Origin of the sequence: Caulobacter sp. DWR3-1-2 (assembly GCF_049896225.1) — a bacterium.
Lineage (GTDB): Bacteria > Pseudomonadota > Alphaproteobacteria > Caulobacterales > Caulobacteraceae > Caulobacter.
On sequence record NZ_JAFCTW010000014.1, the window covers coordinates 112,599 to 123,470 of the forward strand.

11 protein-coding genes are annotated in these 10,872 nt (G+C 61.2%); 6 read left to right on the plus strand and 5 right to left on the minus strand.

The features are described 5' to 3' along the window. Positions 1-27: 27 nt before the first annotated feature. Together ACP696_RS17760 and ACP696_RS17765 are read right to left on the minus strand one after the other, a co-directional pair. On the minus strand, positions 28-2,199 hold the full coding sequence (locus ACP696_RS17760) for a hypothetical protein (protein ID WP_426014012.1): 2,172 nt from the start codon (positions 2,197-2,199) through the stop codon (positions 28-30). Continuing rightward, entirely contained in the window at positions 2,196-2,588 is a 393-nt protein-coding gene (locus ACP696_RS17765; protein WP_426044110.1) for a hypothetical protein, read from the minus strand. The genes ACP696_RS17760 and ACP696_RS17765 overlap by 4 nt, the downstream gene beginning before the upstream one ends. A gap of 594 nt (positions 2,589-3,182) precedes the next feature. Between ACP696_RS17765 and ACP696_RS17770 the strand changes: the two genes are divergently transcribed. Together ACP696_RS17770 and ACP696_RS17775 are read left to right on the plus strand one after the other, a co-directional pair. Further along, positions 3,183-3,701, plus strand: a complete 519-nt coding sequence (locus ACP696_RS17770; protein ID WP_426014016.1) for a hypothetical protein — start codon at positions 3,183-3,185, stop codon at positions 3,699-3,701. A gap of 4 nt (positions 3,702-3,705) precedes the next feature. Next, positions 3,706-5,220, plus strand: coding sequence for a DUF3363 domain-containing protein (locus ACP696_RS17775; RefSeq protein ID WP_426044111.1), 1,515 nt, complete (start codon positions 3,706-3,708; stop codon positions 5,218-5,220). A 6-nt stretch (positions 5,221-5,226) separates the two neighbouring features. Here ACP696_RS17775 and ACP696_RS17780 read toward each other — a convergent pair whose 3' ends face one another. From ACP696_RS17780 to ACP696_RS17790, 3 genes are all read right to left on the minus strand, one after another. Next, positions 5,227-5,664 (minus strand): ribbon-helix-helix protein, CopG family, encoded by a 438-nt coding sequence (locus ACP696_RS17780; RefSeq protein WP_426014019.1) that lies wholly within the window; start codon positions 5,662-5,664, stop codon positions 5,227-5,229. Next, a complete protein-coding gene (locus tag ACP696_RS17785) occupies positions 5,661-6,080 on the minus strand; it encodes a DUF2840 domain-containing protein (protein ID WP_426014230.1) in 420 nt (139 codons plus the stop codon). The genes ACP696_RS17780 and ACP696_RS17785 overlap by 4 nt, the downstream gene beginning before the upstream one ends. A 308-nt stretch (positions 6,081-6,388) precedes the next feature. After that, complete coding sequence (locus ACP696_RS17790) at positions 6,389-7,042, minus strand: hypothetical protein (RefSeq protein ID WP_426014020.1); 654 nt, start codon at positions 7,040-7,042, stop codon at positions 6,389-6,391. Between the two features lie 126 nt (positions 7,043-7,168). Here ACP696_RS17790 and ACP696_RS17795 point away from each other — a divergent pair, with 126 nt between their 5' ends. The 4 genes from ACP696_RS17795 (at position 7,169) to ACP696_RS17810 (ending at position 10,772) form a co-directional block, all read left to right on the plus strand. Continuing rightward, positions 7,169-7,498: a DUF6572 domain-containing protein gene (locus ACP696_RS17795; RefSeq protein WP_426014022.1), complete on the plus strand. Its 330-nt coding sequence runs from the start codon at positions 7,169-7,171 to the stop codon at positions 7,496-7,498. Between the two features lie 557 nt (positions 7,499-8,055). After that, complete coding sequence (locus ACP696_RS17800) at positions 8,056-8,598, plus strand: hypothetical protein (protein WP_426014024.1); 543 nt, start codon at positions 8,056-8,058, stop codon at positions 8,596-8,598. Positions 8,599-8,846: 248 nt separating this feature from the next. Continuing rightward, on the plus strand, positions 8,847-9,032 hold the full coding sequence (locus ACP696_RS17805; RefSeq protein ID WP_426029599.1) for a hypothetical protein: 186 nt from the start codon (positions 8,847-8,849) through the stop codon (positions 9,030-9,032). An 18-nt stretch (positions 9,033-9,050) separates the two neighbouring features. Then, positions 9,051-10,772 carry a recombinase family protein gene (locus tag ACP696_RS17810; RefSeq protein ID WP_426014027.1) on the plus strand — a complete coding sequence of 574 codons (1,722 nt, stop codon included), beginning with the start codon at positions 9,051-9,053 and terminating at the stop codon, positions 10,770-10,772. Positions 10,773-10,872: the final 100 nt, after the last annotated feature.

Genomic DNA, 10,872 nt, shown 5'->3' on the forward strand with positions numbered 1-10,872 from the left:
TTCTGAGAGGTCGTGGATCGCATCCAACTATATGCTGGCTACTTGGCGCCATATTCTCTGATCTTCATTTGTCGCGGCAGCCAGCAGCGCACCGGCATCTACGATATGAACGAAGTCGCAGGGGCGCCCCGCGGCGTCCTTGCGATCGTTCCGCCGCAATCGATCTGCGTCGATAAGGATCGCCTCGATCTCCGGCCAAAATGGCATCGATAGGTAACGACCTTCAAATTCTGACGCTTCGTCTTTAATGTAGAATTGCCGCATAAACACCCGCGCCACGCGCTCTAAAAGTTCGACCGCTTCACGATTACCGTCCTCAGGCACAGGTGTTGGCCTGTGCGCCTCAATCCAGGAAGAAATAGCTGCTGGGTTGTAGTGCATTTCCTGTGAACCCAGGTCTTCCACCATCAAGCAATCTACTGCGGGCGGCTGAGACCCGAATGCAGTGCTGCCATCAACAACCATTATTGATACACGGCAGTTGTCAAACTTTACTGCTGATAGATCAGCCCCTCGCGCATCCATTCGAGCGATAGTGACATTGGTAAGGTCGGCATTGCCTGCTGTTCCGAAAATAACCACCTCGCCAGCTGGAAGCCCAACTAGCTGTAGTGGTTCCGGTAGGGAATTAACGACAAGCGTAGACAAGGACAAACTGCTGGCATTTTCCGTCAATCGTTCAAAACCGACATCGCTACGCGTGAGATTAATCAGGCGTCGCCGTACCTCGGTGACTGTCTTGATATCCATGCTGAAGAATGTGTCGCCCACAACCGACATAAAGTCTGAACCGAGATAACCTCTTCGAAGAAAGCGCGGCGTGTCTCCATCTCTGAGTCTCTTTAGAAGCGCGCTAGCAAGGAAATGGTTGGATATTTCCGTATGCGGAAATTTACGGAAGTCTTGTCGAGCATCGTTGTCCATCAAGGCAAAGGATCCGGCCTTATGCCGAAGCTTCGCAAGATCGGTGGGGTCTTTGATTTCTTTACCGAACGTGACTTCGACGGCCAGTTGGAGAAACGGAACATCCACTGCCTCTGTTTCCGCTTCAGCCATTTCAATTGCTATGAGCTCGAAAAGCTCCAAGAGAAGGCCGATCGCCTTTTCCTTCTCTAGTGGAACCCTCTGAACTATTAGTCCAGCCTCGCGCTCTATAAATTTACGGACGAGATATTCTCGTGGATTGACCAGCTCCTGTAAAAGTGTTTCGAGCTTGCCCACTTTTGCTATTTCGCTGAGGAAGTAGGGTCGAAGCGCGTATGAATTTTCCTTCAGCAGATCCTGCGCTTGGTCTGTTTTGAGGTCATCTTCACCCCATCCAGACCTAACTAGCCATTCCTTGGCTGATTTTGGGGTGATGGATGAAAGGCGGACGTGGGAAATAGCTGTGTATGACGATATATCCCCCAACTTCTCCCTGAAGCCGGCAAGATCGAAGAACGTATCTCGTCCGGCAAGGAGTATTGGCCCTCCACTTCCAACTTCATTTAAGAAATCTTTCAGCACAGACCACGCATCTGCGTAACCATCAGCGTCTACAAGCTCATCAAATCCGTCGATAGCTATCTGAATGACGCCATTGCGAATTAGAGACGGAACTTGATCATACGTAAATTTGGCGCGGACAAGCTGGATTGAAAGAGCAACAAGCTCGTCGAAACTCACCAGGCGCCTTCCGCGATTTGCGACATGCAGTATAGGGGGCTCAAACGCCTCTTTGCCATAGTTGATAGCGCGCCTGGAAACTAGCCGTGAGATCGTAGATGTCTTTCCAACACCTGCCGGTCCGTCAATTAGTATTAGCCTGATAGGCTTCTCGTCGTTTATGTGCGTGGGAAGTGATGTGGAGTTTTCAAATACGCTCTGACTGAGCGGAGCCCCATCCACAATCCCCTCAGGCTCTATGAAGAGTGCAGGTAGAGACTGTGAAAGTATTCGCTTTTGATTATCCGCCATCGTCTTGACGGCGGCGAACAAATCTGAGGCAAGTAGGGATCTAAAATTGACAAAACTGCGCTCCGAGCCGGATTCGGAGCGAGTATTTACCTTCCCCGTTTGCACGTCGATGGTTACGTTTAGCTCTTCGCCTTCACGGAATAGGCGGGCACGCAGGAGCGCATCCCCTGCGATGACCTCGACCACCGTCGCCGGATCCGCAAAGGGGCGCAGATCAAGCTCGAACCTGTCAGCGTTAATCAAGCTGCATTCCTATCTGGTAAGATCGTCACTAGGCCCGCTGTCTTTAGATGCCGGCTTCCAGCTTGCCGACGCAGCATGTGAACTTTCGCGCCCCACTGATCGGCCATGAAAATTCCGGGTAGCAGATCATCGTCATCGCCAATCACGACATGAATGTCGTCTTTGGCGCTGCGGACGGACCACAGCAGGTCACCAACCAGACCCGTATCAACCATTTTCTGCCGCAGGGCACCGGGATCGCCGTCGATCTGGGATCTAAGCGTATCGAAAAGTGGCATGCGTGGACCGGCGCATAACATCCGATCCGCGATTTCGATATCCGCACCGAACGAGACAAGATCGATCACTGTGGACCGTGCTACCAGGCGATATTGTTCCACTGCGCGCATGTCGTCAGTCTTGCTCGTTCCTGTGTACCAGCCGTGATAGAGGCGCCATCGAACTCGAAACGGCGTCTTGGCATCGACTGATTTTAGGTGCGCAGCAACCACTGGCTGGAGCGCATTGAAGACTCCTTCTACCTCCCTAGCAGCGCGTTTCAGATCCTTTGTTGCGATGCTCGGGCGGGGGCCGAGGCGGCGCGCGGTATCCCAGTCGAGAAAGATTATTGCACTACGCATTGCGCGGATAGCGCGCGCAGCTTGGCTTTACCGTCAAGCTATTTCCGCGCATGCAGAGCAAAGGGTAAGCCTGCCGCACGTCGCGGCCCACGGCGTCGCCTCGACACCTTGTACGTCATGCGTTTGCCTTTGAGCGGCTTGCTCCGAGAGAACAATGGCGGAACATGGGAGGGTGGACATAAGGCAAGATTGAAGCATCCGGCCCAGGTGGGCGCGATGCGATTGTCTGCACACTGGATTTTCCGGGTCCACCTTTTTGGGGGTGGTCTTGGCGAACTTGCCGGGCGTTTCTTTTTCAACGCCACGACCCGGCCCCAAGCCCCAAATCGTTGATTTCTTGCCCCGCAGGCGCATGCTTTGGCCATGGACGACCACCTGCTGGATTTCGAGATTCGTCCCGGCCGTATCCACAGTGACGGCCGACAGGCGATCGGCCGCGCCGGTCGCCTAAGCCGTGTTGTCGCCAAGCGCGCGGGTGGCGGCGCGAGCCGCACGAAGCGGACCGGCGGCAAGGCCATAGCTCCGAACGCCCCCGGCCGCTGCTCGCGGATCGGCCGAGGCCAAGACGCCGCCAACAGCCTCAAGCATCAAGCCAGCCAGCGACACGCCACCGGCTATCGCTCGCGCCGCGTCGTCGTGAAGGGCCGCATCGTCGGCCTCAAGCGCGGTAGCCAAGCGGCCGGCGCGCATCTTCTCTATCTCGTCCGCGATGGTGTCGCCCGCGACGGCGAGCCTGCCAAGCTCTATGGGCCGAGCGCCGATGACGTGGACAGCAACGCCTTCACCGAACGCGGAGCCGGCGACCGCCGCCAGTTTTTTTCGGTTCATCGTCGCTCCGGAGGACGGCGCGGAGCTATCGGATCTGCGATCCTTCACCCGTGAGCTGATGGAACAGATGCAGACCGACCTGGGCACGCGGCTGGACTGGGTGGCGGTCGATCACTTCAACACCGGACACCCGCACAGCCATGTCGTCATCCGGGGCGTCGATGATCGTGGCAAAGACCTGATCATCGCCCAGGACTACATCACCGCCGGCTTGCGCCATCGCGCCGAGAACCTCGCCACCCTGGAGCTGGCTCAGGAGACCGAGCTTGAGGTGGCCCGCAAGCTCCAGGCCGAGATCACGGCCGAACGCCTGACCCGCATCGACCGGGCGATGATCCAGGATCTCGACGCCAGCCAATCGCTCGACCTTCGCCCGGCTTCCGGACAGGTCCGGGCCGAGGCCGAAGCAACCTTACGACTTGGCCGACTGAAGACCCTCGAGCGCCTGGGCTTAGCCGAACAGGCCGCGCCGGGTGTCTGGACCCTATCCAAGGACATCGAGCCGACCTTACAGGCGCTTGGAGAGCGCGGCGACATCATCAAGGCCATGAGCCGGGCGCTCAGCCGCCGGGGCCAATCGCGCGCTTTGGAGACAATGGTCATCGACGCCGATGGCGGGGGCTTAACACCGAAGATCGGCCGGGTGATCGACAAGCGTCTGGTCGATGAACTGGGCGACCGCATCGGCCTGATCGTCGATGGCCTCGACGGCCGGGTCCGTCACGTCGAGGTCGATGGCGACACCGCCAGCGAGATCAAGTTCGGCGCCATCGTCGAGACCGGCGCGCGGCCGACCAGCCGGCCAGCCGATCGCACAATCGCAGGGCTCGCGGACGGTGGCGTCTATCGCCCCAGTGGGCACCGCCAGCGGCGAGAGAGCGGCGAGATGCGGCTTGCGCCGGGCGCCAACGCCGACGACTTCGTCGAAGCCCATGTTCGCAGGCTGGAGGCGCTACGCCGGGCCAACGTGGTCGAGCGCCTGGGCACTGACATCTGGCACATCCCGAACGACTTCCAGGCCCGCGCCGAGGCCTTCGACGCGTCGCAGGGCCGCCGCGCCCAGGTTCGGCTTCTGTCGGCCTTGGACCTTGAGAGCCAGATCACCAGCGATGGCGCAACCTGGCTGGACCGGCAACTTGTCGGCAAGGGTCTGCCCGAGGCCGCGTCGCAAGGGTTTGGCGGTGAGGTCGAGAGGGCGCTGGAGCGGCGGCGCGGCGTTCTCTTGCGGCAGGGCCACGCCACGCGGACGCTCGACGGCGGATGGCGTGCCAAGCCCGATCTGCTGCGCACCCTGGAGCGGCAGGAGGTCGCCAAGGTCGGGGCAGAACTCGCTAACGAGAAGAACTTGCCCTTCCGTGTCCCGGAGGCCGGTCAACCCGTGAAGGGAAGGCTCGCCGACAGCATCCAACTCGCGTCGGGCAAGTTCGCGGTGATCGAGGGGAACTATGACTTCAGCCTTGTGCCCTGGCGCCCGGCGTTGGAGCGCTATCGGGGCCAGCAGATCGCCGGGATGATGGAGCCCGGCGGCGGGGTGAGGTGGCAGCTTGGGCGCGGTCGCGGCCTGGGGATCTGAGGGGAGTCAGTCCGGGGAGTCCGGTGCGTCGGGCGCATCGGCGCCCTTCGTGGTTTCAAACACCTGATCAACCAGCGACGAGCCCGTGGACAGGCGACGGGCGAGCAAATCCAGAAAGTCGCCATAGCGCTGGCGTCCCATAGCCTGAGCGGCGGCGTTGTCTTGGGCGCTTAGGCGAGGCGTGGAGGCGAACCAAGTGCGGATGAAGATCGCCAAAGCCTCGTTGCCGACCTGGGTCTCCCGTTCGATCCGTTCCATGTGGCGGTTCATTCGGTCCAGCCGTCGGATCAGGGCTGCTTCCGTTCGCTCCGCGCCATCGGGCGACATGAACGAGGCTACCGCCGCACGGACGATCTCAGACTTCGGGCGGCGGGTACGGGCCGCCAGTTGATCGAGCGCCTTGGCGATATCAGGCGGCAGATAGACCTTGGTCTCGACTTTCATGAGGGATCTCCGGCGCCCGCCAAGAGGTTGTTGTCGCCGGTTAGGCCCAAGCGCTTGCGCATCAACCAAGCCCGATGGCGGGCGCGGTCATAGGCGGAGGGCGCCTGGGCTACGGCGATGCGTGCGCCAACGTGGCGCCAATGGTCAGGTGCGACCCGCTCGGGCCGCAGCCCCTGGGCTTCGATGGCGTCGATGACCACCAGGGCGGCTTGAACCTTCACCCAGGTCTTCAGGTCCAGCAGGATTCCAGCGCCGGGGGCGACGAGGGGCACGGCATCGAAGGCTTCGCCCGTGGCAACCGCTCGCAGGACCCAGAGCCGTGACAGGGTGGTGCCGTATTGGCCGGCCTCCCAATGGACGACGGCGAAGACCGCGCCAGGGGCGAAGGAGACGACGCGGCGGCGACGGTCGATCAGGCGCTCAGGCGCTCATCAGCGATGCGGCCGAAGCGTATCCAGCGCTGAAACTGGCCCTTGAGCCAGATCAGGTGGACTTCGGTCGGCAGCAATGGAGCGGATTCGGGCATGGCGCCGCCATGGTCCGCGCAACGCTCGCGGCTTCAAGGGGAGGTGAACCGTCGTCGTAGAAAGACAGGCTGTGGGAAAGAAACGGCGGGTTTCCCCACGCATAGCTATCGTCTCGTCCGCCTCCCGGCATCGCGCCCAAGGTCCGCTTACAGGCGCGGGGCTGATTTCTGGACCCGACCCATCTGATACCCTGGACGTCACGCCCCCAGTATTGACGAGCGCGCTTTTCTCCGCCCCCGAAGCCACGATATCAACGACCAACGCGGAGATCGCTCTACCGGCGACGATCTCGAATTTTCAGGGGAGACGCCAATGACATCCTCTTGCAAATGCCATCGACGGACAGCAGGGCTCCCTTTGATAGCGAGCAGGACCTCTTCGCTGACATCGCGCTGGCTAAATAGCGAATAGGTATAGCTGTCGTGATAGGGAATGGGACCGCCGACTAGGCACCAATATTCCGTGACCATGGAGAGGGTTAGTCGACCGTCGATGCGTACAAGGAGAGCCCAGGGCGGCTCCTGATCTTGCGGCTCGATCCGCTCCCAAGGCCCGATGTATTCGTCAATCGGGACCTCGTCGGTGCCGCGCCATTGAACAAGTACGGTCACCTGGCCGCCCCGTTCCGCCAGGTATGTTACAAGGCATCGCCATAGCAGCTTGTCAAAATACCAGTCGGAGCAACCTTCGACGGCTGTCTCCTGGATGACCGCAAACCGTTCGTTCAACCCCGACAGCGCCACAATTTCAGGGATCGACGAGAAGCCTTCATTGCCCTTGACGAACCGCACATCGACTGAAGCGTCGCTCGGCTCAAATGCCCCCCTATCTTGTTTCAGTTCATTCTCCATCGGGTCGTGCAGGTCTCCGCTGCGTCGGCCAAGTTGTCATCATCGCTGCAAATCCGGAATTGCCAAAATCCATTGCGGACACCAGCTGTTATCGGGAAGCTATGCCTTTCTACGAATGAGGGCCTAGTGAGCGTCGAAAATGCAAACGTGATCGACGGCCTTGGCCTTAGTAAAGGCGGTTCGTGCGTCGAGATGTTGATCAGCGACCACCTTCCATGGCGCGATCCGAACCACTTCTCGTTCATTGAAGCTAAGGTAGAAGCGTACGCGAACGCTTATCTTTCCGGCCAATTGGTCGAAACCTTGCCGTCTGCGGAGGGTAAGCCCGCGCTTATCAGATTGGTGTGGAAGTATCAGCCGGACGATGAGGCTACGCGCTTCCTCAATGACGTGCGGCAGCAGTTGATCGGCGTGGGTATTGAGTTCGAACCTTGCGCGCTTCCGGACGGTGACTAACGGCCGACTTCCACCCTTCTGATAAGTTGCGAGGGTCCGCTTCTGGGTCATTTGCTGTTGGCGGGTGGGCCAGCCGGTGATCGCCCCCTCAAGGGCGGCTTTGCCGCCGCCTTCGGCGATGCGCTTCGCGCCCCCTTGACCGGCCGCTCGCCGCCCGGCTTGGGCTCGGCAAGCGGTTTAAGCCGAATCAGGCGCGTTCCGCGCCTGCGGCTCAACCGCGATCTAGTTTGAGGCGAACGCCGGGGCCGACGCCATTGGCCTCATCAGCCTCCAGGAAAACCACCCCAGCGTCTTCCAGGGCTCGCCGGATAGACCCGATATTTGCGACTGAGCTCCGGCCGGTTCCTACGGTGCCCTCCATCCGCCGGATGGTTTGGAGCGACACGCCCGAGACTTCGGACAGCTGAGCGCCAGTCCAGTCCAAGAGAGCCCGTCCAGCTCGAATTTGCGCGCCTGTCAGCATGAATGGTATTTTTTATGCCGTATGGTTGTTTTTGATTGATATGGAGGATTCGGATTGATAGAGTGACGATAACCTCTGAATCAGGACCTACGCTATGGGCCAGCGTCGAAAGACGGGCGACAGCACGCGCCTGCCTGCCTTCTCACGTCGCGCCGTGATCGGCGCAACCGCTGCGTTGCCGTTGGCGGGGCCTGCGCGGGGATTGGCGCCCGTAGGGGCGGCCGAGATTCCCGCGCAGTGCGCCAACTGGATCGCGTTGGACCTAGAGATTGATCGCCTCGCTTCGCGCTGGTCGCAGCTTGAGACCTTGGCAGTCCGTCAGTTCGACTACTTCAAGCTCACGCAAGCTCAGATCCGAGCCTTGCCCATGGGGCCGGAAATGGACGCCACCGACGCCGAATGTCGCCGTCTTGGCGATGTACGCGAAGAGGCGCTGAAGCCCCTTGGCAAGCTCACGCCCCAGACCATTCAGGACGTTTCAGCTCAGCTTGCCATTGCCTATCGCATCCTTGACTTCGAGCGCGGCGACGCTTGGCCATTCGTGCGACAGGCTTGGACGTTCCTGTCCCGCTCTTACTGTCCCGGCTGTGGCGCGGCTTACGCGCCCAGCGGATCGTTGCGGGTTGAGCCGCAGTGATTTGGGGGGCGAACCCCAGAATGCTGCGCGTCGCCACCGGGTTTGTTGCAGGTTTGGCGCGTCTTGAGGGGCTGGTGGGAAAAAATCTCGATTTACTCTTTCGGTTTCCAAAGGCGCCGCCAGTATCCGGCGGGCCTCCCGGCGTATCCCGCAGTTCGATCCAAGCCCTTGTTTCGGCTGATGACCTTGCGTTGACCGATACCAAGACGCGCCCAACGCTTCTGGCTCCTGCCCCCAAGGAGCCCCGCATGGACGACGCCCCACGTCCCTCGTCAGGGACGATCATTCCCGCCAACGATGAGCCTTCCACCCCTCCCGAGTTCGACGCCGTGGTCATGACCCTGGCGCGATTGCTGGGACGGCAGATGGCTCGCGAGCAATTCCTTGCGGCTCAAGAGGCCGCCAACGCCCCAGCCGGTGACGGCGATTCCTGAGAGCTTGGAGGTTCGATCATGTCCCGCGTCGCGCTCTATGCCCGCTACTCCGACGACAAGCAGTCGCCGCACTCGATTGATGATCAGTTCCGCATCTGCCGAATGCACGCCGACAAGCAGGGCTGGCCCGTCGTCGAGACCTATTCAGACGCGGGGATCTCCGGTTCGACGGTGATCTTCCGTCCCGGCTTTCAGGCGCTGCTCCGCGATGCTCTGGCCGGCAAGTTCGACGTGGTGGTCGCTGAGGCCTTGGACCGGCTCAGTCGGGATCAGGAGGACATCGCCGCCGCCTTTAAGCGGCTGCGCTTTGCGGGCGTGCCGATCATTACCCTGTCAGAGGGCGAGATCAGCGAATTGCATGTCGGCCTCAAGGGCACGATGAACGCGCTGTTCCTCAAGGATCTCGCCGCCAAGACCCATCGGGGTATCCGGGGGCGCGTTGAGGCGGGCAAGGTCGGTTGCGGCAACGCCTATGGCTACAAGGTCATCCGCACCATCGACGAGGCGGGCCGGGTCTCAACCGGCGAGCGTGAGATCATCGCCGATGAGGCGCAGGTCATTCGGCGTATCTTCCGCGACTACGCCGCCGGCAAGAGCCCGCGCCGCATCGCCATTGAGTTGAACGCGGAGGGCGTGCCCGCGCCGTGGGGCGGTCGGTGGAGCGACACCTCGATCCGGGGCAACCGGGCCTTGGGCTCGGGGATCATCAACAACGAGTTCTATGTCGGCGAGATGATCTGGAACCGGCGTCGCCGGATGAAACACCCCGACACCGGCCGGATCACCCTGCGGTTCAACCCTGAGAGCGAGTGGGTTCACGTCCTGGCGCCGCACCTCCAGATCGTCAGCGATGAGCTGTGGGCCGCCGCGCGGGCCAAGCAGTCCAGCCTTGTCCACGTCTACGAGGAGAACATGGCCAAGCACCGCTCGGCCCTAACGGCCATGCGGCGGCCTAAGACCCTGCTGTCAGGGTTGATCGTCTGTGGTGTCTGCGGTGGCACGGTCGCCAAGCGGTCGGGCAATCGGTTTGGCTGTTCCAACAACGCCCTTGGCAATGGCTGCGCAAATGGCCGCACCATCGTCCGCGACCGACTGGAGGAGCGCGTTCTCAAGGGGCTCAAAGAGCGTCTGGTCACGCCCGACGCCATCGCCCAGGCCATGCGGTCATTTATCGAGGAGAGCAATCGCCTCAACCATCAGCGCCGCGCCACGCGCGGGGGTGACGTGGTACGCTTGGAGAAGGCCCGCAAGTCCATCGCCGGCATCGTCAGCGCCATTGAGGACGGCGGCTATACCCGCCCGCTCATGGAGCGGCTGAAGGGGCTGGAGGCCGAGGTCGAAGGGTTGGAGGCCAAGCTCGCCGAACCCGTCGCCGACGTGCCCGATCTTCACCCCAACATGGCCGAGCTATACCGGCGCAAGGTCGAACGGCTCAGCGAAGCGCTCAGCCAGCCCGAGGAGCGCAACGAAGCGGCCCAGGCGTTGCGGGCGGTGATCAAGGAGATTATCCTCACGCCCGGACCCAATCGCGGCGAGATCTTCGCCGAGCTACGCAGCGAGTTCGAGACGCTTCTCCAGTGGGCTCAGGACGACGGAGGTCAACGGCGCAAGGCCGTTGGCGCGTTTCTAGGTGGACCGCTATCCGTCTCGGCTGACTCTCGGGCGAGAATGATGGTGCTGAGATATGAAGTCGCTCAGCCCCTTCCCGATCCGCCCGCCAACGGCGAGGCCGCGCCTTAAAACCTTGATGGCGAGCTTGCTCTGGCGTCTGACGATGTCAAGGACCGCCTCTGGCGGCCGCGTCGCGGCGGCGCTTCGCGCCGTCCTTGACATCGTCAGA